This is a genomic window from Riemerella columbipharyngis (assembly GCF_900101995.1).
In the GTDB taxonomy this organism is placed as follows: Bacteria; Bacteroidota; Bacteroidia; order Flavobacteriales; family Weeksellaceae; genus Riemerella; species Riemerella columbipharyngis.
Window position 1 is genome coordinate 42255 of the sequence record NZ_FNAS01000004.1, and the last position, 23929, is coordinate 66183.

Below are 23929 nucleotides of genomic sequence, written 5' to 3' on the forward strand. Positions count from 1 at the left end.
AAATTGAAAAAGAGTGCAGAAGTGCTAAAATATGTTTATCAAAATGAATTCCCTGAAAGATTTGATGTTTATATAGTAGAAGCTCCGGAGGATGGAAGCGTACCAACAGTAGAGCAAGTGAAGGTGGGGCATAAGGTCTATACGAATGAGATGGAAGATGGGACAAACCCGTACAAAACGAATATTCATAATATTAAGGATTATACAAATAAAAACTTCTTTATAGCGATTCATCACAGAACTAAAAAAGAAGATTTTGGATTTGCATTGTTGATTGATGATATAGAAGTAGGATATGATAATACTGTTTCTACGACTAATAAAATAACAGAAAAATCTGTTTATAAGGTAGATATGGAAACAGAACTTCTTAGAAATTCACAAAAATTATTAGCCAATAACAAAGGGCTTCAGAAGAGCTTGTCTTCTAAAAATTCATTCTCCTATTAACTTTGGAGTCGTTAATACGCCTTATTTGGTAGGATATGAAGTTGTTAAGGACAATATTTTAGTTAAAATAACTGATGATATTAGAGATAAGACTTATCAAGAAACACTTACTAAAAATGGAGAGTATACTTATGATATTTACGCTGTATATTCAGATGGTATGAAATCAGAAAAATCAACCATCAAAGTAGTGCTAAACGATAGTACATTATCAACTTCAGAAGCCAATAGCAAAGTGGGAATCGAAGTTTATCGGTAGATTTGTAGTAGAAACCAATAGCGAGGTAAATAGCTTAAAAGCTAAGGTTTACTATATATCAGGAAGGGAAATTATGTCCAAAACATATGAAGGAAACCGTTTTGAATTGAATTTTACAGGTTATTCAAAAGGTGTTTATATATTAAATATTTTGGATGACAAGGGAGCTAAGTATAATGTTAAATTAATTGTTAAATAAAGTTTTAGATTTAAATAATTAAAGGAAAATATTATAAAAAATGACTGTAAAAGTCGTTTTTTATTATTATATATTATTTTTTTATTAATATAGTTCTGTAAATTGTAAAAAAAATAGGATTGTTTTTGTGATATGATTGGTTTATTTGTTATTCAATAACTATATATGTGAAATATTTGTGAAAATGAAAAAATCTCTGTTTGATTTTGTTTAACTATATTTTTTTTGAAATAAAAGAAATTTATTATTGCTTGATGGGTTTGTTCGTAATTATTGATTGTGTATGTTTTTATTTTAAACGTTTTTTTGTTATTATTTTTACATTGCTATATCTTGGTCGTCATTTTGGTCGTTATTTTCTCTATTCTTTTTTTGTTTTAGTTTTACTTCATTACCTTGTTTGAATTTATAGGTAAAAGACAGAGCAAACTGTCTCGGCTGAAACTGCATATAACCAGAGCGTGTGAAACTATTGGTAATGGTAATTCTTCTCATAGCTTGAGAATTAAACAAATCTTGAACATTAAAAGCTATATTACCGTTGCCTCCCCAAATCGCCCTGCTAAATCCTAAATTTACAGAATACATAGATTGTCTAATGTAGCTTTCTGTTCTCTCTCTTCCTCTGTATCTTGCTTGTATTTGGATGTTGGTGTTTTTATCAGGGCGGAATGTCCAGCTTACTTTCATTTTTGTAGAGAAGCCTTTGCCGTTGTAGTTCATATCTTTGTATTGGCCTTGGGTTTGGTAGCCGTAGAGTTCTATGTTGGTCATAATTTTCCACCACTTGAATAAGTCGAAACTGGAGTTTATTTCTAATCCATATTTGCTCTCGCTGCCTATATTGTAAGGGGTGGAAGATATGGCTAGTTGTCCATTGGTATCTATTTTTCGCTCGTTGTATATTTGTATTTCATTATTTATTTCCTTATAGTATAGAGACGGATTTATAGTGATGCTTTTCTTTTGGTAGCTGTATCCCAGTTCGAAAGAATTGACGTAAGATGGATTTAAATTCGGATTTCCAAGAAATAAATTGGTATTGTCACTTAAAGATCTGAACGGAATAAGGAAAAATGAACGCGGTCTTCTTATTCTTTTGGAATAGTTCAGTAGTAATTGATCGTTTTTGTCAAAGTTGTAACTGAAGAAAGCGGTAGGAAAGTAGTTGATATAGTTTTTGTCAACATTTGTTTTTGATTTTTGAAAATTATCAAAACTTAGATTGATGATAGTATTTTCTGCCCTAAGCCCGATCTGGTAACCAAAATTCTCACCGATTTTACTTCTAAATTGTGCATATGCCGAGGCTATTTTTTCATTGTATGTTGTATTGCTGGTATAGTCCGGAAGTACCACGAAAGGGCTTCCGTTTTGGCTTTCATCTGCAGAATAGTCGTAAATATTTTTATTCTCGTCAAACCTTGTGCCAGCTTCTATTTTGTTGTTGTCGTTAATAGGAAGTTCGTAGTCTAATTTTGCTAAAATAGTTTGGCTTTTGGATATGGTAAAAACTTTATTTTCAAAAATATTATTTTCAGAATTACTTTCTTTGATATTTTCATCTCTATCTTCATTGTTTTTTTGAAAACTTGCGGAGAAAGATAAAAGATGTCCTTTGTTATTAAATTTGTGATCTAGTCCGGCGTCTATTTGATACGAAAAATCTTTACCTGTGGAATGGTTTATTCTGTCTCTTCGGAAGTCTTTCAGAATGTTGTTTTGAGCTTTGTTTTGTATAAAAATATTATCCCCATTATTTGTATTGGAAAAAGTTCTCAGCATTCCGGATAGATTTAGAGAAGTCTTTTTATTAAAATCGTAAACAAATCCGGTATTTACATTATAATATTTATTTTCGGATTTATAAACAGCATTTTGGTCATAGTAAGTGATGGTTCCATCTGTCAAAACGGGTGGGATTTCGTTGAGGCTGTACAAATTTTTTTGTGTAAATTGTCCACGATTGTACCCGCCACCGCCATTGATATAATAAGTGAGGTTCCCTTTTCTCCAGCTGAGGTTGGTATTTAGTCTTGTGTTGGGCAGGTAGCCCAAAGTACCCGACACACTGCCGTTAAAACCATATTTTTTATTTTTTTTAAGAATGATATTTAAGATGCCTGCCGTTCCTGATGCTTCGAATTTTGAGGAAGGATTGGTAATGACTTCTATTCGTTCTATATCTTCTGCGGGGATAGATTTCAGAGCATTAGAGTCGTCTATTCCGAGTATAGAAGAGGGTTTTCCATCGATAAGGAACTTCACATTAGAATTTCCCCTCATAGAAATACTGCCGTCTGTATCTACATCTACCGAAGGAACATTGGTGAGTACATCTTGCAGATTTCCCCCTTTGGAAACCACATCGGATTCTACATCATAAACTTTTTTATCCAGTTCCACTCTGTATGGGCGTTTACTTTGCACAGTCATTACTATACCTTCTATGGTACGCGTTGGTTTATTGGTAGCTGTGGCTTCTTGTTCTATGTTTATAGGTTCAAGAGTGCTTATCCCCGAAACAATATCAATGTTTTGTTTGAAAGATTTGTAATCAACAGCGGTGATATTAATGAGATAGCTTCCGGGAACTAAGCTAATCGTGTAATTACCATTTTCGTCGGTAATGGCTGCATCGCTATTAAGTTTATTGCTTTTATGGATAAACTCTATAGAGGCATAGGGTACGGGCTGTTTGTTTTGGTCTAAAATTTTACCGCTAATGCTTTGTTTTTCTTGGGCATTAGTCATTATCGCCATTCCAATAAAAAATCCGAATGCTATATTTTGTTTATTTATTGGTGCTAAAATTTCTATAAGGTGTTTCATTCTAATTTTCTTCTGTTATTTTATCTGTTTTTTATTAAGCCATTGCTGGTATGCTTTGGCATTTTCTGCGTGTTCTTTGTCGCTGTCCGTAAATTTATGGTGTCCCGGTCTTTCAGGGTCTGCACACATATAGATATATTTATTGTCTTCTGCATTCAGAACGGCTTCCAGAGTGTTTTTATCCACAATGCAGATAGGTCCCGGCGGCAGTCCTGCAAATTTGTAAGTATTGTACGGCGAATCTATCCCTAAGTATTTGTAATAAACTCTTTTTATTCGTTTTTTTTGGAAGTGGTTTTCTTTATCTATCGCATAGATTACGGTAGGGTCAGACTGTAGTTTCATTTGTTTTTTGTAGCGGTTCAGGTAGAGTCCTGCTATGGTTTTTTGTTCATTGGGAGCTCCGCCGGACTCTTTATAAACGATAGAGGCTAAGGCGTAAATTTGAGCTCTTGTAAGCCCCAGAGCATCTGCTTTGGCTTTTCTTTCAGGTGTCCAGAATTTGTTATATTCGTTCCAGAAAAGGTTAAAAAATTTGGAGGGCTTTACTGTCCAAAAAAACTTATAGGTATCCACGAAAAAATAAGGTTTTAGGTCTTCTGCATTCAGTAGTCCTTTACTTTGAGCGATACTATCCAGAGTTTTTACAAATTTGGCGGAATCTATTTCGGTTTTTTTTGTTACCCTGCCCACCATTTCGTAAACGCTGCCATAGTCTATTATCCTAAAATTTTCGGGTGTCTGTTGGCCCAATTTAATGAGCTGTACAATGTTGTAATTGTTGTCATTTTCATTGATTTTATACCGCCCTGGTTTTATTCTTCCTTCCAGACGGCCTTTTAATGCAGCTTTTTGAAATCGAGATATATTTTTGACAAAAGGTTTTAAAGAATCTGATACTTGCTCTAATGTAGCTCCGTGAGGAATATAAATATAACCAGATTTTATAATATTGGAAGTGAAGAAATTAACATACACTTTGTAGCCGAAAAAAGCAGCAAAAGCGATAAATAAAAGGTAAATAATTTTTTTTAATTTTTTCATTTTTTCAATTTAATCAATAATCCCGGAAAATACTTTTTCAGTGGGACCTTCGAGCCAAATATTTTTAAATCCCTGCTCCGATTTTTGAGCATAAACTTTCAGGTTTCCTCCGTAAGTTTTTATCTTCAGAAAACTTTCGTTTTTATGAATTAGTATAGAAAGAGCGGCGGCTGTTACACCTGTTCCACAGCTATAGGTTTCGTTTTCTACGCCGCGTTCGTAGGTTCTTACAAACAGAGTTTCATCAGGTAGTACTTCTACAAAATTCACATTGATACCTTCTGCTTTGTATGGGACGGTATTTCGGATAGATCTCCCCAAAGTGAAAATATCCAAAGTTTCTACATTTTTTACGAATTTTACATAATGCGGCGATCCGGTATTCAGGACAAAGTCTTTTCCGTTTTGTTTAATCTCTTTTACATCTATCATTTTGAGTTTCACGATGCTGTCTTGTTTCATCTCGGCTTCGTGTTTGCCGTCAATAGCACTAAAAGTACACTTGTCCTTAAAAATACCCAATTGGTAGGCAAAAGCCACGATACATCTGCCACCGTTTCCGCACATCGTACTTTCGGCACCGTCTGAATTATAATAAATCATTCTAAAATCGTTCTCTGCATCGTTTTCCAATAATATCAATCCGTCTGCTCCAATGCCAAATCGTCTGTGGCAGTAGCGTTCTATTTCCGTTTTGGTTTTTTTGAAGGTTCCGGTACGATTATCCACCATAATGAAATCGTTCCCTGTACCGTGATATTTATAAAATTCCATTTTTAATATTTATTTTAATGTAATGAGTGACTATACAAAATCTATGCTAATTTCTGTTTTTTAGAAGAATCCAGCCTTGTCGGCTTTCTGTTTCGCCTGTACTTGGGTCTGTCCATTTCGCGGCATACCAGTAGGTGCCGGTAGGCAGTGGTCTCCCGTTGAGCTTGCCATTCCAAATCAGATTGTTTGTGTCCGAAGAATTGAAAACCACTATGCCGTATCTGTCCATAATGGTAAGGCTTACCTCTTTCATTTTATCAAGATATTCTACTTGCCAAGTATCATTTTTTCCGTCATCGTTAGGGGTGATGGTATTGTAGAATTTTAGGAAGTAAACCTTTTTAGGCGCCCCAAAACATCCTGTGGCAGAACTCACTTGGATGGTATATTCATTATCTGTAGGATTTATGAGAATGTTAGACGATTGTTCCTTGCCATTAAAAATATAGGTGTAAGGCTTGTCGCCATCTTGGGCAATGACTTCTATTTTTGTATTGTCCCTTATTATTTTGATGATTTTCGGCTGGTGCTCATCGGATACGGCGAAAGATTTGGTAGAGATACAGCCTTTTCCATCGGTCGCTTCCACTCTGTAAGTTCCGAACGAAACTTCATTATAACGAAGCTCAAGCCTTGGCAGGCTAACCACAGAGCTATTAGGCAAAAACCACTTTACGGAACGATAATCGCTTTCATTACTCAGACTCATACTCAAGGGTTCTCCGTAGCATAGGTATTGGTCGTTTATTCCTTGTATTTCCACAGGGGTATTGACTTTAATTTTGAAAGAAAAAGACGTAGGGCATTTTTCGGGATTAGAAGCCACGCCATAGATGGTCTGCTCCGCCGTATTGTTTATGAAACTTTCGGGATTGCTGATACGGTTGCTGCGAAGCGAATCGGTGTAAAACAATAGTTCGGCATTCGCATCATCTGTGATTTCATTTCGATAATCATTTAGGTTAAAAGTGGTTTTCCCATCGTCGGGATTGGTATCTTGGTCGCATTTCTCAAAAGTTCCGATAGTGTTTTTTACCGCTGTGGGATTGCCTTGGTAGAATTTCATCTCTTCTGAGAATATGCATTCGTGCGCTTTGTTTTTTAGCTTAAACTTAAATGTATAAGGTAGTGTACTCAGTGTAATATCTTGGGCTAAAGGATTTCCGTTTTCATTTAAAAACTCATAATCTTGATTATTGCCAAGCACTAATTTTTTGAAAGCCTCTAATGGATAGCTTGTTTCTGAGCATATTTTGATATTATCGGTCAATAGATGCGGGGCATCGTAGTTGGTTAGATTAAAATAAACCGTATTGTCACAAGTAGCATTATAATAGAGTTTTATAAATGGTCTGTTTCCGTGTACAGCGGTATCGTAGTGTTCAATATCGTGGTCCGAGAGCTCAATGTTATAGCTATCGTAATATTTTATGTCTAATTGGATATTTTGGTCCAAAGGGGATTGGAAAAAATTATCATCAATAGTCTGGCGAAGATTGTAAACGGTATTCCCCGGACAAGTTTCTAAGGTTATGTTATCTGTTTTAGGCTTTGGTTTGGAATAAACGATAAGGGTAACGATAGGGTAGGTGTCCGAAACACAACCGGTAGTTTTATCCTTTACCCTTGCCCAAAGTGTTGTAGTACCCATTCCTGAGCGATAGGCGCCCTTATTCACTGGGCTTCTGCCGTTTTTGGCATCGGCTTCGCTTTCGTAGTAGGTGATTTCTACATTAGGTGAATTATTGATAAGGTTATCAAATTGGCTTAAATCAAAACTTTCGGTTCGGCTGGCACATTGCTGAGCTTCCCTAATGGCACTAAAATAGGGCTGATTAGCCGTAACTTTCGGATTAAATACAAATTCTAAATTTACAACGGAGGTACAGTTCACATCGGGGTGTTCTATTTTTACCAATACCTTAGAATGGATGTGCGGGTCTATTACTTTGGCTGCCATGAAGCTTTGTCCATTATCCAAAGAATAAGAGTATTTATAATCTTGTCCTCGGAGATGGTCTTTAAAATTCTCTAAATCATAGCTATGAATATTATCGCAAAGCGTGTCTTTATAAATGTTTCCGGCTTTTGGTAAAGAAATATAGAGAATAGAGAATGTCCCCTCCGCAGTTTTGCACGGCGATGCTATCCCGTCTTTCACTTTCACATGGATATGGTAGGTCTTTTTCTCTCCGGATTTTATGGTCGCTTGGGTAAGGGTATTGCCCTGCTCGTCTGTAAAGTAGAATGAATACTTGCTTTCATCTTTGGGATAATTAACAAGGCTTTCAAGGTCAAATTTTTTTTTATCAAGACCTTTATCATCACATTCATTGAAAGTTTTTTCATTAAAAGTGATGGTAGGGATTACAGAAAAATCAATATTTACGGATACTTTTTTAGAGGCTAATCCGCAGTTTTTAAGGATGTTGAGCATCTTTACAAAATAAGTTCCGCTGTCTATATTTATCTCTGTGCCTATACCTATGGGCGTGTTTTGTCCATCTTTGTACCACTCGTAGATAGCGTCTTCAACAGGATTTTTCACTCTCAAGGTTGCGGGTTTCCCACAGTCGCCGTAAATAGGACCTTCTATCTCCGGCTTTTTGACTTTAACGAAAGTGATGGTGTCTTTTTTTATGTCGGCATTTTCATTAAAACGAATGTCAAGATATAGTTTATCCGTATCCCCCGAAGGCGTGAAAGTGATGTCCTTAGTCGTAGTATGAAATCCGTTGTCAGATTGCCATTGGTAGTTTGGGGTAAGCGTCTGCCCTGTAGTAAAGGCATAGGCTTTGGTAGGAGTGCTGCTCCATTTTCCGTTATTGTATTCCGTATTTCCATTAGGGATAAAATATTTTGTGCCATCGGCGTTTTGAATCCCTAATATCGCATTGTAGCCAGCTCGTTGTTTGTTTTTGGTATAGAGGACTACTTTGTCATTGGTGCTGTCGTCTATTAGTAGGATATAGGCATTGCCGTTGGAATCACCATTGAGGTGCACCATATTCGAGAAAGAGATCAGAATGGCATTTTTCGTATTTATTGTAAGGTATTTGTATTTATAGGCAAGACCTGCGCCTGTGGCTTGGGTATTGGTATTCAGGTCGGTATAAGAAGCAAAGATTTGAGCCAAACCTACTGGAAATTTTTGAGTGCTGTTTTTGTAAACTTCGTTGTATCGGTCTGAGGGTAATTGTACTCTTGGGTGTACTGCATCTCTATCCGAAAAAGTGCGGTCTTCGTACTTGGCTTTATCGTGAAGGTTTTGCAGTTCGGCATTATTGCTGAAAACTACTCTTCCATTTGAGCCTACAACCAATTGGGTGTAAGTCTCTCCAAAGAAATTAAAACTAAAACCAATATCAATAGGCTGGCTAAAAATATTAGCCCCACCATCACCATCAAAAATCACATTTTCACTCCCTTCTACAAATTGGCTAATGTCTGTATAGTCGGTAACCTCTTGTGTACCCGATGGGAAATCTTTCCCTTGCAGCCGGAAAGTTTTACCCTCACAATAGAAAATTTTGTGGGGCAGGGGAGTGTCGTCTTGGCTGAGTATATATTGCGTGTTCTGGGCATTTAGCCTAACGATGATATTGATGAGTAAGAGTAAAAATAACTTTTTCATACGACAAAGATGCTAAAAAAATATTTTATTCGTAGTAAAGAACGGGATATTAGGTTTGTTATTTTGGAGTTAAAGATAATTTAAACAGATTTATTTATAGTGGATTAAAAAAAACACTACTGTTATTATTATATTTACCGAACCAAATAAATTAAATATTAAAAAACACCGGATTAACCTTAACAATATGAAATCATCTTAGTACCTATCTCTCCCCGTTCTTTTGCGGCTTCTGTTTATGGACAAAATGTCGTAGTGGCAGTCAAAATACATACAGAAGACAGCAGCTGCATAGCGGATACCCTCCAAAAATTATTAGTCTTAAAAATAAAAAAAGCCAGCGACTACGAAAATATAAAAACTTTTACGCTGAACAAATGTCCGTTTTACTTTGCCATTCCAAGACAAAACGGCTTATGCAAAGCCATTGTAGATGTCAAGGGCTACCTAAGGCAAGAGCGAAACTTTGAAATAAACCATCTTACCAAAGATACACTGGATATTGGAACGCTCTCCTTAGCAAAAGAGAGAACGGTACATATAAAAGGGGTAACCATCACCGGCGTGGAAAAAGAATTCATCAAAATAGATGCTGATAAAACAACTTGTCAAGTCAAAAATAATGATATTCTATCCAACAGCTCTGTCTATGAAAGCATCACAAAAATGTCCGGTATCATGTGTTTCCCAATGGGGGTATTACGATGAACGGAAATCCCGTTACCATTCAGATAGACGGTATTACCAGTAATCTATCGGGGCAAAATCTAATCAGTTTTATACAAAGCCTTCCGGCTAATGTATTAGAAAAAATGGAAATAATAGATAATTCCAGAGTATCTTTTGAGGCTAATACCAGCAGAGAAATTATAAATCTCATCACACATAACGAGGGTATAAAGGAACTATCTGGAACTGTGAATTATAGATATAGCGTAAATAAATACCAAAAGACACAACCTTTGGTAGTACTTAATGGAAGGATTAAGAATAGTAGTTTTCCAACTAATCACCGGGTATTCTTATTAGAAAGATGAGAATAGAACCATTACCGATAGAAAATTCAAAAGCTTGATGCCAATAGAATTTTTAGGCTTGATCAGCTTAACCAAAATATTTCAAGATATTTCTATGCACGCCCGTACATTAGCGTAAAACTTTCGGAGAAGCTCAGTCTAAAAGCCAATTACAATTAATAGTATCAGCTATAATGACAAAAATATTAGCGGGAGATTATAGTGAACTAACGAATACGCCTGAAAATTTACTAATCAACCACTCATTTTTTAAGTCTAAAAGCCAAAGCTAAAGCGAGGTCGTCCAGCTAAATTATGATCTGGATGCTCTCTAAAAAAAAAAGAAATAGTAGGCTATTATTTCGATTTTACACAGAACTCTCTCACTATTCCGGAAACATTATTCTCCTGTGTATACAAAAAACAATTACCCAAAAATAAAACAAGTAGGAATGTCAGTTTTTTCATTTAATTAAAGTTTCTTATGATTGACTTTATAGCCCAAAAATGAAAGGATAAACAAATACCCCAAACAAACGGCTAAATATTCATAATGAAAAGGCTCTGAAAACAAATGTGTAAAACTACTTTTAGGAAGATATTTTGCGATAGGATATTTGATGAGGTATATGATAGTGTCCTCAAAAAACCAATAGCCCATAGCCAAGAACAATGCCCATATCGTATAGCTTAAAGACATTAGACAAAAAGACAATAAGCAGAGAAACATTTGATAAAGGATAAAAAATATTCCGAACTTAAAAAAATAAATAAAGTCAATGTCTAAACTTTGATAATAAATAATGGTCGTAGAAACATAGACTATCATATTCAGTAACACCCCTATGAATACTATTGCCAAAAGATTTTTCACCTTATAATCCGTGAATCTCTTAAGAGAGAAGTTTAGAGCAATAAATCTATAATAGCCACTATGGATGATTTTGTGAAAATAAAACAGATAAAAAGACAAGCTGAAAAAAGAAGTAATATCTGAGGCAAAGAAATAATTATTTTTCCCGACGGTATCCTCCGAAATTTTCAGGTAAACATAACAAAAAAATATGGTCAAAATCATTGTGATGCTTAATGATATGATATTGTACCACGACTTAAAAAACAAACTAAAATGCTTCATAGGGAGCCAGAGTATTTTGAGTAATCAAAAGATGTTTATGACAAGTTTTTTCTAAAAAAACTTGTCATGAGAAACAATAATAAACTGATAGTCAGATTTTTCTATAAAATTTGCCAAGCCGGCAATAGATGCTTTATCCAGATTTTCTGTAGGTTCATCCAGAATATACAGCATTCTGTCCAAAGACAGTACAAAGATGAGATGTGCCTTTACCTTGTTTCCTTGTGAGAGTTTCTTTATCTTTACATTCCGGAAATTTTCAAAATTCAACACTTCAATAAGCGTATGGAAACGGCTTAAGTTCAATTCTTGGTCAAAAAGCACTCTGTGATCTGCGAGAGTCCATTCCGAATTCAGATGAGCCTCTTTGCCATAGTACCCCATAGATGGAAGCCCCTCTATCTCTATATCGGACTTTAGTTTTCCACAAATCAAATTCAGCAATGTAGATTTGCCACTGCCATTTTCGCCGGATATTGAGATTTTATCCTGTCCCCCCATCTCCAATCGGATATTTTGTAAAATCAGCTGTCTTTTGTAGCTAAACTGTTTCAGCTCTATTTTCATTATTTTTTATTCTTTGTTAATCTTACTCTTGTATGTATTTCAGATATCCTTCTTCGGTAATTTTAGTCCCCTCGGTGGGGAAAGCAATACTCCCTACATTGATATCTTGTTCCATATTTTTCATCAAATAAGTTTCGTGATTGTAGTTAAGCAATATTATAAATACCGGAAGCCCCGAAAATATAGAAGGTCCCACATGTATGGGAATATCTGGAGTAAACCACGCTGTCACCACATTATTAACGATTTTATCATCTATTATGCTTATTTTCATACCAATAGCTTTGTAGCAATTATATTTCCCAATCGTATGTTGCTCTTGAGTAATATTCCATTTTAGATTTTTAGGTCATGTTTTAAAAAGTATGATGATATAAAAGTTTGACAATCAGGGAATAAAATTGTATTTCTATTGAATGTTAATAACAATTAAACTCCACTGCCCCAATTGTCAAGGTACAAGGATAGTCAAAAACGGAAACAAACAGAACAAAAAACAAAACTATCTTTGCAAAACCTGTAAACGCCAATTCATCGGCAACCATAATCTAACCTACAAAGGCCGGGCTTCGCATATGGCTGCAAAAATTCTCTTGCTCTTGGCAAGAAATGTAGGTATTCGTGATATTACTGAAATTGGGAATGTTAGCACCAAAAAAGTACTTTCCGTTTTGGTAAATTTCAATCAAGAAATCAGCCCCAAACAAAACAAATACAAATCGTTACAAGTTGATGAACTTTGGACTTTTGTAGGCTGATTTACGCTTATTCTTTTGAAACAAAGGAAATTGTGGCGTGGGTGTGGGGCAAACGAAACATAAAAACAGCTCAAAAACTTCGTGAAAAATTGAAGAAATTGGGTGTGAGTTTTGATGAGATTTGTACGGATAATTGGGAGGCTTTTGTTTCTGTTTTTCAAGAATGTAGGTGTAAAATTGGTAAAAAACACACCACCGATATTGAGGGAAACAATACTCTTTTAAGGCATCGAATACGTCGAGCGGTTCGGAAAACTTTCTGTTTTTCAAAAAAGTTAGAAAACCATATCAAAGCCTTTGAAATCATCTTTTTCTACATCAATTTTGGATGGATTTGAATATCATACTTTGGGAAGCACGAGCGATTTTTATTATTCAAAGAAACTAAAAAATCATTACTATCATAACACATTGCTTGAATTACCTTGCCTGTTTTTAGGTTCGTAGTAAAAGTTCTCATCTTCTTACTTATTATTTGAGACAAAATGAACTTATATTCAGAAACATCTGTATACTTAAAAGACGACATATCCCATTTACCAAGAGTTCTATAGAAATAGATTTATGCTCCTTATTATCTTTATCCAATAATTTTTTTAAAAAATAATTAGGGTATTTTTTCAGCAGGATTATTTTTCTTTACGCCATCTACTTATTCTTTGCTTGCGGAGATATTATAAGAAAACCGATAAGTCACTTTTACTTTCTGAGCAAAGTAAAAACTACGTAAAAATACAAATAAATATTTCAACTTTATTATTGTATAATATTTAGATGGATTGAGAAATAGCAGAGTAATTGAATGCTCTGCTAATTATTGAATTTTTAATTTTTCTTTTCGTTACCAAATATTGCATTACCTCCAGCCTTTAGAATCTCTCTTATTCCTTCAGCGTATGTAGGATCTATTTTAATAACCCTTACTTCTATTTTAGTAGCTATTCCTGCCAACTTACAATACCATCCTTCTTTCATTATAGAAAGATTGCTATTCACAACTTCGGTGTTTGAATTGTTTTTACTACATTCAATACTTTAACCTTTGTGTTACTTACACTCTTAGCTGATGCTAAGCCTGTAGTAGCTATAGATATCACGATTAATAAAATCATTTTTTTTCATGAGATTAAAATTTGTAAGTTAATATTATTTGATTAGTTCATTGCAAATATATAAGAATCAAAACAAATATGCAACATGAAACATACTACTATCTATAATTTATAATAAAAAATATAAAATTATATTGTGTAAATGGTAAAATAAATAGCTAAATATAAGGTAATTAATAATAAAACGAAACTAAATTCATGAATAAATAGCAAATGAAAATACTTAAAAAATAAATAATAATAATTAAACTCAATACAAAAAATATTTTGAAAATTTTGTGTTTTAGTTGCTTTATTTTAGTTTTATTGTGTAAAAAATATCAATGTGTTACATTTCATAGTTGAATATACCCATTGGTTATGCTTTTGAGCATCTTATGAAGGGTATAGTTATTTTTACTACTTTTGTAGATCGAAATTTTTTATAATGCAGAACTATTTAGAGTTTAATTTTCAGATTAATCCATTGACCCCTTGGAATGAAATCTTAATGGCAGAGCTTATTACCGTAGGTTTTGATAGCTTTACGGAAACCAATGAAGGTATCCTCGGCTATATACAAAAAGAGCTTTTTCAGGAAAAAGATTTGGAGCAGTTACATATTTTCGGAATGGAAGAAGTAGAAATCTCTTATATTTTTTCCGAAATGCCTAATATCAACTGGAATGAAGAATGGGAGAAAAATTTTTCGCCTATAAATGTGGAAAATAGAGTTCAAATACGGGCAGAGTTTCACGCTTCCGAAAATTTGGATTATGAAATTATTATTCAGCCAAAGATGTCTTTTGGAACGGGGCATCACGCTACTACCTACCTTATGATTCAGCAAATGCTGGATATGGATTTCAGAGGTAAAAAAGTTTTGGATATGGGCTGCGGTACAGGGATTTTGGCTATTTTCTCAAAGATGAAAGGGGCAGGAGATACCCTTGCCATAGATATAGACGAATGGTCTGTGGAGAATGCAAAAGAAAATGCTGAGGGTAACCACACCGAATTTCGCATAGAGCAAGGAACGGCAGAAAATTTAGGCAACGAAACTTTTGACATTATTCTTGCAAATATTAATAGAAATATCCTTATGTCCGACATTTCTAAGTATGTATCGGTTTTGGAAGAGGGCGGAAGTTTGCTTCTTTCGGGGTTGTGTTTCTTTGATGTAGATGATATATTGGAGGTTTGCACGGCTCAGAAATTAACCTTGAAAAAGAAATATCAGCGTGAGGAATGGGTAAGTCTTCTTTTGCAGAAATAGGTTAGATTAACTATAAAATCATTACTTTTGGAGAAAATTTTAATGTCATTATGAAAAACAAAATCATAGTCGCTTGTTTGGGGCTTTTGCTTCTCACTTCTTGTAACAAGGATAAGGAAATCATCAGTAGTCTTCAGGATTACAATACTTCTATGGAGGTGAAAGGCTATCACCATGGAGATGCTATTGCGTTGCCAAAAGAAGTAACGGATAATGCGGAGAGTGTTGAAATTAGTTTCGGAGATACGCAGACTTCGGATTTGAAGATAGATGCCAAATATTTTCAGTTGGGGAATAACGAGATTACTTTTGTGATAAAGACCAAAGGCGGGAAAACGCTTTATCAAGACGCTACCATCAATGTTTATGCTAAAGCGCCTGAGCAAAATATGTCCTATGAGATTGTGAAAACATACCCACACGATACTAATAATTTTGTAGAAGGTTTTTTACTTGATGCCAATACCATCTATGAAAGTGATGGACAAAACGGAGCTTCTCAGATTATAAAATACGAATTGGGCAGTACTACGCCTTCGGCGGTAATCAAGCAGCCTCAGCAGATTTTTTCCGAAGGTTGTGCCATAGCGGGAGACAAAGTGTTTCAATTAACTTGGCACAGCAAAAAAGGATTTGTCTATGAAAAAGCCAATCTACAGCAGGTAGGAGATTTTGATATGCCGAGTGAAATGAAAGAAGGCTGGGGAATGACTTATGATGGTAAAAATCTCATTGCCTCAGATGGTTCCAATACTTTGTATTTTATCGACCCTGCTAATCCTTCCAAAATCGTTCGCACGATAGGTGTGGCTGGTAATAGTACGGTATACGACCAATTGAATGAACTAGAATACCACGATGGCTATATCTATTCCAATGTATGGCGTACACCTTATATTTTGAAAATAAATCCTGTAAATGGTGCAGTAGTAGGAAAATTTGATTTTTCGGATTTGGTTAAAGAAAATACACACGGAGAAGATGATGTGCTGAATGGAATAGCTTTCAAAGGGAATAATATGCTGGTAACGGGTAAAAATTGGCCTACAATCTATGAAGTTAAAATAAAATAGTAATACCCTTTCGTTGAAATCTTTTTTTGCCATATTGCTGTTTATGAGTGTCTTTTGTCCTGCACAAAAAATCATTCCTATAGAAGGGCATACTTTAGAGAATGTTACAGACGCATTTTTAGACGATTATGGCGGCGTATATCTCTATAATTCTAAGAATTTTTCTCTTACGAAATACAATGAAGAAGGGGAAGAGCGAGATGAAATTCTCGTTACCTTTCCGTTCAAAGTGCAGTCGGTGAATAACCCTCTGAGCATCATTGCTTTTTCCGAAAATATGCAGCAAATAGAGTTTTTAGACCAAAATCTTAATCAAATTCAACAGATACCTCTTTCGTCTGTTGGCTATGCTAATATGGGTTATGCTGAAAATCTTCAGAGTATCTGGGTAATCAATGAGTCCAACAAGCAGCTGTATAAGTATAATTTCCGAGACGGAAGCATTTATGCCCATTATTACTTAGATATTCCGCTTGGTAATCTAAAGGATATGTTGGTATATAGCGATAAAGTTTTTTTGTTAATAGATGATAGATTGCTTGTATATCATTATCATACGGGAAAGAAAGTCTCCGAAGCGTCTGTTCCTTTGGCAAAAAAAATAAGAAGAGAGGGGAGAGAGATCTTTGTGATTTCTCGGGAGGCTGTTTATCAATACGGTGTAATGTCTGTCAAAAAGGTTTTTGTAAAGGCTAATGCTAGAATTGTGGAAAAAAACAACAGTAATTATTTGGCTCTGATTGATAACAAGCTATATCTTTACCCAATCAAAACAAATAACAATTAAAATTATGCATATTGCAGTTACAGGAAACATAGGTGCTGGAAAAACCACGCTTACCAAAATGCTGGCAAAAAGCTATGGCTGGGAGGCGCAGTTTGAAGATGTAGATCACAACCCTTACTTAGATGACTTCTATCACGATATGTCCAAATGGTCTTTTGCATTGCAGATTTATTTTCTGGGGAGCCGTTTTAGGCAGATAAAAGAAATTCGAGAAAGCGGCAAGAACATTATCCAAGACCGTACCATCTATGAAGACGCTCATATTTTTGCTGCCAATCTCTACGAGATGGGATTGTTGGCAGAACGGGATTTTCAAAACTACAAATCATTATTTCACCTGATGACATCTTTTGTCTCTGCACCGGATTTGTTGATTTATTTAAGAGCTTCTATTTCCAAATTAGTAGGGCAGATTGCCAAAAGAGGACGGGATTACGAAGCAGAAATAAGTATAGATTATTTATCAAAACTCAATAGTAAGTACGAAGAGTGGATTAAAAATTACAAAGAAGGAAAACTGTTGATTATAGATGTAGATAATCTTGATTTTGTGGAGAAACCAGAAGATTATGGTTTTATAATGGACAGAATAAATGTAGAAATTAACGGACTTTTTTAATTAAAATATAATGATTAAACTATACCACAACAACCGCTGTTCCAAATCCAGATGTGCACTTGAGTATTTAGAAGAGCAACACAAAGATTTTGAAGTAGTAGATTTATTGAAAGAAAAATTATCAAAATCGGATTTGGAAGAATTATTGAAATTATTAGATATGAGGTCTTCGGAGTTAATCCGTAAAGAAGATGCTTTTTTCAAAGAAAACTTTGGAGGAAAAAATTATACAGAAGAAGAGTATTTAGATATAATGCTGAAAAACCCTCGTTTGATACAAAGACCGATTGTTGTGAAAAATGGAAAAGCAGTGATAGGGAGGCCTTTGGAGAATGTAGAGCAGCTGTTAGGCTAAAAAAAGCGTTATTTTCTTTGATTTTCAGTTAGATAGATCTTGTTTTACTTTTTTAGCTTAAAAAAAATAGGTTAGTAGAAAAATCTTATTGTGAAAATCATAATAATATAGCTTGTAATTTTTTATCTTTGCAAAAATATTTTTATCTTAAAAATTAGAATTATATAAACAATAATCTCGACTTTTGGTCATAGAAAGAGATGCAGACTGTCATTTTACAAAAAATTCGTTACAAACTAAAGCATTCTTTTGATAGCATTCAAAACGAGCGGTTGAAAAACAATTTATTACAGGCTATTCCTTTTTGGGTATCTGCTATACTTACGGGGTTTGCCGCTGTGATGTATGCAAAGGCTTTTGCTTATGCAGAAGATGGATTGTTTTGGGTTTTAGAGGGTAGAAAATGGATGATTTTTATTTTAGCTCCTATAGGCTTTGTTTTGTCTTGGTGGTTAGTGAAGAAATACGCACCTTATTCCAAGGGGAGCGGTATTCCTCAGATTATGGCTGCGGTAGAGCTTTCTGTGCCTAAAGAAAGACGGAAGATAAAATCTCTTTTAGGGCTCAGAATTATAGTAGTTAAAGTCATTTCTAGTGTTATTTTAGCTTTTGGAGGAGGTGCCATAGGCAGGGAAGGTCCTACTATCCAGATATCAAGTTCTATCTTTAAGTTTATTAATCAAATTCTGCCTAAGTGGTGGCCGAAGGTTTCCAATAAGAATATGATTATGACTGGTGCGGCGGCAGGGCTCTCGGCGGCATTCAATACGCCGATAGGAGGGATAGTATTCGCCATAGAGGAACTCACGAAAACACATATGAGCTATTTCAAGACAGCACTGTTTGCGGGAGTTATTATATCGGGGCTTACCGCACAATTTTTAGCAGGACCTTATCTTTATATAGACTCTCCTAGAATAGAGGGGATAGGCTATGCTGTAGTATGGCCCGTATTATTGATTTCGTTTTTTTGCGGTATCACAAGTAGTTATAGCTCTAAATTGATGTTGGGGATAAATCGTTTCAGAAAAACAAAACTTAAAAATGATTTTCAGCAAGTTTTGTTCTTGGTATGTATAGCGACATTTATTGCAAGTTGTTACTATTTTATTTACGACTGTCAGATTTTAGGTTCGGGTAAAGAAATAATGACGACTTCGCTTAATAAACATTTCTATTACGAATGGTACACGCCGTTTTTTAGAATGATAGGCTCTGCGTTATCATTTACGAGTGGCGGTGCAGGAGGGGTCTTTGCACCGGCATTAAGTGCAGGAGCCAGCAGCGGAGCAACACTTTCACAGTTGATGTATCTGAGTCCTCGTGAAGCCAATGTGGTTATTTTGGCAGGAATGGTTGCATTTCTTACAGGTATTACTAGGGCTCCGTTTACTTCTACTATGCTGGTATTGGAGATGACACACCAAGATTCGTTAATTTTCTTCTTGATGCTGGCTGGTATTTTTTCATCATTAGTAGGGCATATAGTGAGTAAACATTCCCTTTATGAAGAACTTAAAATAGGGTATATGGAAGAATTGGAAGAACAATATGAGGATAGAACACTCAAAAGGAAAGTTAATCTGTCGGATTTGGTTAAAAGCAATCAAGAAATATCAAAATGATAAAAAGATATTGCGTAAGTAAAAAATAATTTATACCTTTGCAAATCTAAATAAATAACTAATTTTTAATATTATGAACAATTACGAAACTGTTTTCATTTTAACTCCCGTTCTATCTGATTCTCAGGTGGAGGAAGCAGTGAAAAAATTCGAAGATCTTTTGAAAGATCGAAACTGTGAAATCGTTGCCAAAGAAAATTGGGGACTTAAAAAATTGGCTTACCCTATCCAATTGAAAAAAAATGGATTCTATACACTTATAGAATTTAAAGGAGAGGGAAGCGTAGTAGCAGATTTGGAACTTGCTTTCAAACGCGACGAAAGAGTAATCCGCTATCTTACTACAAAATTAGATAAGCATGGCGTAGAGTATGCAGCGCAAAGAAGAGCTAAACTAAAATCTGAAAAAAAATCTTAATTTTTAACCCTTAAAGAAAAGAAAAATGGCAATAGACGAAATGGCACAACAAGCCGCACAAGGCGGTGAATCTGAGGTGAAATTCCTTACTCCTATTGATATCAATACAAAATCTGAAAAGAAATATTGTAGATTCAAAAAATATGGAATTAAATATGTAGATTACAAAGATCCAAATTTCCTTCTTCAGTTCGTAAATGAACAAGGTAAGATTTTACCAAGAAGATATACAGGGACTTCCCTTAAATATCAAAGAAAAATTTCTGCAGCTATTAAAAGAGCTAGGCATTTAGCGTTGATTCCTTATGTGGCTGATGGGCTAAAATAAGCACTTAGGATAGCATAACAAGAATGAAATAGACTTTGTTTATTCAAATTTATTAAAAACTCTTGTTGCTGAATTATTTTAATTTAAAATTCTAACTAAAAAAGGACAACAACAAAATGGAAATTATTCTAAAAAAAGATGTAGAAAACTTAGGACTTGAGTTTGATACTGTAAATGTGAAGCCAGGCTATGCCAGAAACTTCCTTATTCCTCAGGGGTTTGCAGTTTTGGCAACACCTAAAAATAGAGCAATACTTGCAGAAACTTTAGAGGTGAGAAGAGAAGAAGAAGCGAAACTAATTGCTGAAGCTAACAAAATCGTGGAAGCTCTTAAGAAAACAACTGTTTCTATCGCGGCTAAAGTGGGTACAGGAGATAGATTATTTGGTTCTATCAACAACCACAATCTTGCTGAAGCTTTGGAAAAAGCAGGTGTGAATGTAGAAAGAAAATACATTAAAATACCGGGAAATACCATTAAAAGACTTGGTAAATTTACAGCTAAAATCCGTCTTCACAGAGAAGTGGAATACGACTATGAATTTGATGTAGTTCCAGACGCCCCGGTGGTAGAGGAACCAAAAGCAGAGAAAAAAGAAGAACCAAAAGCAGAAGCTTAAATAACTTTTTAACTCTTAATATATAAAATCCTATTCCATATGGAGTAGGATTTTTGTTTGAAATTTACCTTAAAAGAATAAGGCACGGTAGCGAATATTACGGCTTTTTTTATTATTTTTGCAATCTATCAGTATTAAAAAATGGAAAGGAAAACAATAAAAGATCTTCTTACAGATTATAAAACCATCTTGCATCACGATATTACGGTAATGGGATGGGTAAGAGCGTTTCGCTCAAAACGATTTATTGCACTCAATGACGGCTCTACTATTGATAATATTCAGGTAGTAGTAGATTTTGAGAATTTTGATGAAAATCTTATCAAAAATATCAATACAGCATCTTCGATAAAGGTAAGCGGAGAGTTAGTGGAAAGTCAAGGTGCAGGGCAGTCGGTAGAGATTATTGCTAAAAAAATAGAACTTTTAGGAGATAACTTCTTCGAAGAATTACAATCTACTATTTTGCAGCCTAAAAAACACTCTTTGGAGAAACTTCGCGAACAAGCACATTTGAGATTTCGTACGAACCTTTTTGGTGCTGTGTTCAGAGTAAGGAGTGCAATAAGTTTTGCAATTCATCAGTTCTTTAACCAAAATCAATTCTTTTATCTTAATACCCCTCTTATTACAGGAGCCGATGCAGAGGGGGCCGGAGAGATGTTTGGAGTAACAGCTTTTGATTTGGACCAAATTCCCAAAGATGAGAATGGAGATATAGACTATACACAAGATTTCTTTGGTAAAAAGACCAATCTTACGGTATCAGGTCAGTTGGAAGCAGAAACAGCAGCAATGGGATTAGGTAGGGTATATACCTTTGGGCCTACTTTCCGTGCAGAAAATTCTAATACTACAAGACACCTCGCAGAGTTTTGGATGGTAGAGCCGGAAGTGGCTTTTAATAATCTTGAAGATAATATAGATCTTGCAGAGAATTTCTTGAAATATGTTATTCAGTATGTTTTGGAGCATTGTAAAACCGATTTGCAGTTTTTAGACAAACGCTTTGCAGAAGAACAAAAACAAAAGCCTGAAAAAGATAGAGCCAAGGAAGGTTTAATAGAAAAGCTGGAAAATATTGTTAAAAAACGCTTCAAAAGGGTTAGCTATACCGAAGCTATAGAGATATTGATGAACTCTAAAGAAAATAAGAAGGGTAAATTCCAATTCCCTGTAGAAAGCTGGGGGGCAGATTTGCAATCTGAACACGAGCGTTATCTTGTAGAGAAACATTTTGGCTGCCCTGTCGTCCTTTTTGATTATCCAAAGGAAATCAAGGCTTTTTATATGAGATTAAATGATGACGGTAAAACTGTAGCAGCTATGGATGTACTGTTTTCAGGCATTGGAGAGATTATCGGTGGTTCGCAGAGAGAAGAACGCATAGATGTATTACGCCAAAAAATGAAAGAAATGAATGTAGATGAAGAGGAGCTTTGGTGGTATATAGACACGCGTAAGTTTGGTTCTGTACCACACGCCGGATTTGGTTTAGGGTTAGAAAGATTAGTATTATTTGTGACAGGAATGAGTAATATTAGAGATGTGATTCCTTTCCCAAGAACACCTAAAAATGCAGAGTTTTAGACATTATGCTTAAACAATCTCAACAATTAAAAACAGTACAAAAACTTGCACCACAGCAGATTCAGCTGATGAAACTCATTCAGCTCCACACTCTTGATTTTGAAAAAGAAGTAGAAAAAGAATTGGAGGAAAATCCTGCTTTAGAGCGTGTAGAAAATGAACAAATAAAAGAAGAGGAGTTTTCGGAATTAGATAAAATGAATGACGAGGATGCTGAAATAATTGACACAGAGTTCGATGTAGATGAATATCTCTATGATGATGAGCCTTCTTACAAAACGGTATCAAGTAATTATTCTACTGATGATGAGGATTTTGATAATGAAAGTCTGCTCACCGAAGGTCAAACGATGTATGATTATTTAATTGAGCAAATACACCTCAGAAGAATAGAAGGAGAAGCACTGAAAATAGCAGAATATATCATCGGTACATTGGATAATGATGGATATCTGCGAAGAGAAATAAAGTCTGTGGTTGATGATTTGGCATTTTCTCAAGGTATCTATACCGATGAAAAAAAGGTAGGAGAGGTTCTTGTCAATTATGTTCAAAAGCTTGATCCTGCGGGGGTGGGAGCCAGAGATTTGAGGGAGTGTTTATTGCTTCAGATTAAATACAGAAATCAAAATCATTCTGATGCTTATTCAGAGCTTGCAGAGAAAATTTTAGAGAAGTATTTTGAAGCTCTAAGCAATAAGCATTATAAAAAAATAATTCAGCGTTTAGGTTGTACAGAGGAATCACTGAAAAAGGCAGTAGATATCATTAGCCATCTTTCACCAAGATTGGGTGGAAGTTTTGATACTCAGACGATTACTATTAACCACGAGATTATCCCAGACTTTACAATACAAGTGAAGGATAAGAAGGTTATTCCATTGCTCAACGGCAGAAATGCCCCGCAACTAAGGGTTTCTGATGAATACAAAGAAGTACTCTCCACCTATTCACACGATAAAGAGTCTAAAGACCATAAACAAGCGGCTCTTTTTGTAAAGCAAAAATTAGATGCAGCGAAATGGTACATTGATGCTGTTAACCAAAGACAAAACACACTGATGGCAACAATCAAAGCCATAGTGAAAATTCAGCACGAATATTTCCTAACAGGAGATGACAAGTCGTTAAAACCAATGATTCTAAAAGATGTTTCTGAAGAAACAGGCTATGATATTTCCACAATTTCCAGAGTCGTAAAAAGTAAATATGCCGATACGCCTAATGGTATTGTCCTGCTGAAAGATTTGTTTTCTGACAGCCTTACCAATGACGATGGTGAGGAAGTGTCTACCAAAGAAGTGAAAACCTATCTGCAAGATGTCGTGGATAAAGAAAACAAAAGAAAACCATACACAGATGATGCTTTAGTGAAAATATTGAAAGACAAGGGATACAACATTGCTCGTAGAACAGTAGCTAAATACAGAGACCAGCTGAATATTCCTGTAGCAAGACTAAGGAAAGAGCTCTAAT

The 23929-nt window shown here is 35.0% G+C and carries 23 protein-coding genes and 2 pseudogenes; 17 read left to right on the forward strand and 8 right to left on the reverse strand.

Annotation, left to right across the window (positions count from 1 at the left end; genetic code table 11):
- Positions 1 to 3 precede the first annotated feature (3 nt).
- Genes BLS89_RS10970 through BLS89_RS10980 form a run of 3 tightly spaced genes read left to right on the forward strand, consistent with a single transcriptional unit; the run spans position 4 to position 908 of the window.
- Complete coding sequence (locus BLS89_RS10970) at positions 4 to 450, forward strand: hypothetical protein (RefSeq protein WP_092736104.1); 447 nt, start codon at positions 4 to 6, stop codon at positions 448 to 450.
- Between the two features lie 25 nt (positions 451 to 475).
- Positions 476 to 709, forward strand: coding sequence for a hypothetical protein (locus tag BLS89_RS10975; RefSeq protein ID WP_092736105.1), 234 nt, complete (start codon positions 476 to 478; stop codon positions 707 to 709).
- Positions 710 to 764: 55 nt separating this feature from the next.
- Positions 765 to 908 (forward strand): T9SS type A sorting domain-containing protein, encoded by a 144-nt coding sequence (locus tag BLS89_RS10980; RefSeq protein ID WP_245688833.1) that lies wholly within the window; start codon positions 765 to 767, stop codon positions 906 to 908.
- Positions 909 to 1226: 318 nt separating this feature from the next.
- Here the strand turns inward: BLS89_RS10980 and BLS89_RS03395 are convergent, their stop codons facing one another.
- Genes BLS89_RS03395 through BLS89_RS03410 form a run of 4 tightly spaced genes read right to left on the reverse strand, consistent with a single transcriptional unit; the run spans position 1227 to position 9192 of the window.
- Positions 1227 to 3740 (reverse strand): TonB-dependent receptor domain-containing protein, encoded by a 2514-nt coding sequence (locus BLS89_RS03395; protein ID WP_092736107.1) that lies wholly within the window; start codon positions 3738 to 3740, stop codon positions 1227 to 1229.
- Between the two features lie 15 nt (positions 3741 to 3755).
- Positions 3756 to 4784 carry an endolytic transglycosylase MltG gene (gene mltG, locus BLS89_RS03400; RefSeq protein WP_092736108.1) on the reverse strand — a complete coding sequence of 343 codons (1029 nt, stop codon included), beginning with the start codon at positions 4782 to 4784 and terminating at the stop codon, positions 3756 to 3758.
- Between the two features lie 9 nt (positions 4785 to 4793).
- Complete coding sequence (gene dapF, locus BLS89_RS03405; protein ID WP_092736109.1) at positions 4794 to 5558, reverse strand: diaminopimelate epimerase; 765 nt, start codon at positions 5556 to 5558, stop codon at positions 4794 to 4796.
- 46 nt (positions 5559 to 5604) lie between these two features.
- Entirely contained in the window at positions 5605 to 9192 is a 3588-nt protein-coding gene (locus tag BLS89_RS03410; protein WP_092736110.1) for a T9SS type B sorting domain-containing protein, read from the reverse strand.
- Between the two features lie 255 nt (positions 9193 to 9447).
- Here BLS89_RS03410 and BLS89_RS03415 point away from each other — a divergent pair, with 255 nt between their 5' ends.
- Positions 9448 to 9900 (forward strand): hypothetical protein, encoded by a 453-nt coding sequence (locus tag BLS89_RS03415; RefSeq protein WP_092736111.1) that lies wholly within the window; start codon positions 9448 to 9450, stop codon positions 9898 to 9900.
- Entirely contained in the window at positions 9897 to 10229 is a 333-nt protein-coding gene (locus BLS89_RS03420) for a hypothetical protein (RefSeq protein ID WP_092736112.1), read from the forward strand. The genes BLS89_RS03415 and BLS89_RS03420 overlap by 4 nt, the downstream gene beginning before the upstream one ends.
- 451 nt (positions 10230 to 10680) lie before the next feature.
- Here BLS89_RS03420 and BLS89_RS03425 read toward each other — a convergent pair whose 3' ends face one another.
- The 3 genes and pseudogenes from BLS89_RS03425 to BLS89_RS03435 form a co-directional block, all read right to left on the reverse strand.
- On the reverse strand, positions 10681 to 11346 hold the full coding sequence (locus BLS89_RS03425; protein ID WP_143017718.1) for a hypothetical protein: 666 nt from the start codon (positions 11344 to 11346) through the stop codon (positions 10681 to 10683).
- Between the two features lie 51 nt (positions 11347 to 11397).
- The gene (locus BLS89_RS03430; protein WP_245688825.1) at positions 11398 to 11913 is read right to left on the reverse strand and encodes an ABC transporter ATP-binding protein; all 516 of its coding nucleotides are present in this window, start codon (positions 11911 to 11913) and stop codon (positions 11398 to 11400) included.
- Positions 11914 to 11935: 22 nt separating this feature from the next.
- Positions 11936 to 12247 (reverse strand): annotated as a pseudogene (locus BLS89_RS03435) (GLPGLI family protein); the annotation flags it as partial.
- An 82-nt stretch (positions 12248 to 12329) separates the two neighbouring features.
- Between BLS89_RS03435 and BLS89_RS03440 the strand changes: the two are divergent.
- A pseudogene (locus BLS89_RS03440) lies at positions 12330 to 13009 on the forward strand (IS1 family transposase).
- A 487-nt stretch (positions 13010 to 13496) separates the two neighbouring features.
- Here BLS89_RS03440 and BLS89_RS10580 read toward each other — a convergent pair.
- Positions 13497 to 13667: a hypothetical protein gene (locus tag BLS89_RS10580; protein ID WP_176763233.1), complete on the reverse strand. Its 171-nt coding sequence runs from the start codon at positions 13665 to 13667 to the stop codon at positions 13497 to 13499.
- A 543-nt stretch (positions 13668 to 14210) separates the two neighbouring features.
- Here BLS89_RS10580 and prmA point away from each other — a divergent pair.
- From prmA to rpoN, 11 genes are all read left to right on the forward strand, one after another.
- The gene (gene prmA / locus BLS89_RS03445) at positions 14211 to 15038 is read left to right on the forward strand and encodes a 50S ribosomal protein L11 methyltransferase (protein WP_092736115.1); all 828 of its coding nucleotides are present in this window, start codon (positions 14211 to 14213) and stop codon (positions 15036 to 15038) included.
- A 50-nt stretch (positions 15039 to 15088) separates the two neighbouring features.
- Positions 15089 to 16111, forward strand: coding sequence for a glutaminyl-peptide cyclotransferase (locus BLS89_RS03450; RefSeq protein WP_092736116.1), 1023 nt, complete (start codon positions 15089 to 15091; stop codon positions 16109 to 16111).
- Between the two features lie 43 nt (positions 16112 to 16154).
- Complete coding sequence (locus BLS89_RS03455) at positions 16155 to 16898, forward strand: hypothetical protein (protein WP_092736117.1); 744 nt, start codon at positions 16155 to 16157, stop codon at positions 16896 to 16898.
- Between the two features lie 4 nt (positions 16899 to 16902).
- A complete protein-coding gene (locus BLS89_RS03460) occupies positions 16903 to 17517 on the forward strand; it encodes a deoxynucleoside kinase (RefSeq protein WP_092736118.1) in 615 nt (204 codons plus the stop codon).
- Positions 17518 to 17527: 10 nt separating this feature from the next.
- Positions 17528 to 17872, forward strand: coding sequence for an arsenate reductase (glutaredoxin) (gene arsC, locus BLS89_RS03465; protein WP_092736119.1), 345 nt, complete (start codon positions 17528 to 17530; stop codon positions 17870 to 17872).
- 200 nt (positions 17873 to 18072) lie between these two features.
- A complete protein-coding gene (locus BLS89_RS03470; RefSeq protein ID WP_092736120.1) occupies positions 18073 to 19497 on the forward strand; it encodes a chloride channel protein in 1425 nt (474 codons plus the stop codon).
- Positions 19498 to 19570: 73 nt separating this feature from the next.
- A complete protein-coding gene (rpsF, locus tag BLS89_RS03475; RefSeq protein ID WP_092736121.1) occupies positions 19571 to 19915 on the forward strand; it encodes a 30S ribosomal protein S6 in 345 nt (114 codons plus the stop codon).
- 25 nt (positions 19916 to 19940) lie between these two features.
- Positions 19941 to 20243 carry a 30S ribosomal protein S18 gene (gene rpsR, locus BLS89_RS03480; RefSeq protein WP_092736122.1) on the forward strand — a complete coding sequence of 101 codons (303 nt, stop codon included), beginning with the start codon at positions 19941 to 19943 and terminating at the stop codon, positions 20241 to 20243.
- Between the two features lie 116 nt (positions 20244 to 20359).
- The gene (gene rplI / locus BLS89_RS03485; RefSeq protein WP_092736123.1) at positions 20360 to 20863 is read left to right on the forward strand and encodes a 50S ribosomal protein L9; all 504 of its coding nucleotides are present in this window, start codon (positions 20360 to 20362) and stop codon (positions 20861 to 20863) included.
- A gap of 141 nt (positions 20864 to 21004) precedes the next feature.
- Positions 21005 to 22453: an asparagine--tRNA ligase gene (asnS, locus tag BLS89_RS03490; RefSeq protein WP_092736124.1), complete on the forward strand. Its 1449-nt coding sequence runs from the start codon at positions 21005 to 21007 to the stop codon at positions 22451 to 22453.
- Between the two features lie 5 nt (positions 22454 to 22458).
- Positions 22459 to 23928 (forward strand): RNA polymerase factor sigma-54, encoded by a 1470-nt coding sequence (gene rpoN, locus BLS89_RS03495; protein ID WP_092736125.1) that lies wholly within the window; start codon positions 22459 to 22461, stop codon positions 23926 to 23928.
- Position 23929 lies beyond the last annotated feature (1 nt).

Coding starts and splice junctions, on each gene's coding strand:
- BLS89_RS03395 (WP_092736107.1), bottom strand. CDS start 3,740: ATGAAACACCTTATAGAAATTTTAGCACCAATAAATAAACAAAATATA.
- mltG (WP_092736108.1), bottom strand. CDS start 4,784: ATGAAAAAATTAAAAAAAATTATTTACCTTTTATTTATCGCTTTTGCT.
- dapF (WP_092736109.1), bottom strand. CDS start 5,558: ATGGAATTTTATAAATATCACGGTACAGGGAACGATTTCATTATGGTG.
- BLS89_RS03410 (WP_092736110.1), bottom strand. CDS start 9,192: ATGAAAAAGTTATTTTTACTCTTACTCATCAATATCATCGTTAGGCTA.
- BLS89_RS03420 (WP_092736112.1), top strand. CDS start 9,897: ATGAACGGAAATCCCGTTACCATTCAGATAGACGGTATTACCAGTAAT.
- BLS89_RS03425 (WP_143017718.1), bottom strand. CDS start 11,346: ATGAAGCATTTTAGTTTGTTTTTTAAGTCGTGGTACAATATCATATCA.
- BLS89_RS03430 (WP_245688825.1), bottom strand. CDS start 11,913: ATGAAAATAGAGCTGAAACAGTTTAGCTACAAAAGACAGCTGATTTTA.
- prmA (WP_092736115.1), top strand. CDS start 14,211: ATGCAGAACTATTTAGAGTTTAATTTTCAGATTAATCCATTGACCCCT.
- BLS89_RS03450 (WP_092736116.1), top strand. CDS start 15,089: ATGAAAAACAAAATCATAGTCGCTTGTTTGGGGCTTTTGCTTCTCACT.
- BLS89_RS03455 (WP_092736117.1), top strand. CDS start 16,155: ATGAGTGTCTTTTGTCCTGCACAAAAAATCATTCCTATAGAAGGGCAT.
- BLS89_RS03460 (WP_092736118.1), top strand. CDS start 16,903: ATGCATATTGCAGTTACAGGAAACATAGGTGCTGGAAAAACCACGCTT.
- arsC (WP_092736119.1), top strand. CDS start 17,528: ATGATTAAACTATACCACAACAACCGCTGTTCCAAATCCAGATGTGCA.
- BLS89_RS03470 (WP_092736120.1), top strand. CDS start 18,073: ATGCAGACTGTCATTTTACAAAAAATTCGTTACAAACTAAAGCATTCT.
- rpsF (WP_092736121.1), top strand. CDS start 19,571: ATGAACAATTACGAAACTGTTTTCATTTTAACTCCCGTTCTATCTGAT.
- rpsR (WP_092736122.1), top strand. CDS start 19,941: ATGGCAATAGACGAAATGGCACAACAAGCCGCACAAGGCGGTGAATCT.
- rplI (WP_092736123.1), top strand. CDS start 20,360: ATGGAAATTATTCTAAAAAAAGATGTAGAAAACTTAGGACTTGAGTTT.
- asnS (WP_092736124.1), top strand. CDS start 21,005: ATGGAAAGGAAAACAATAAAAGATCTTCTTACAGATTATAAAACCATC.
- rpoN (WP_092736125.1), top strand. CDS start 22,459: ATGCTTAAACAATCTCAACAATTAAAAACAGTACAAAAACTTGCACCA.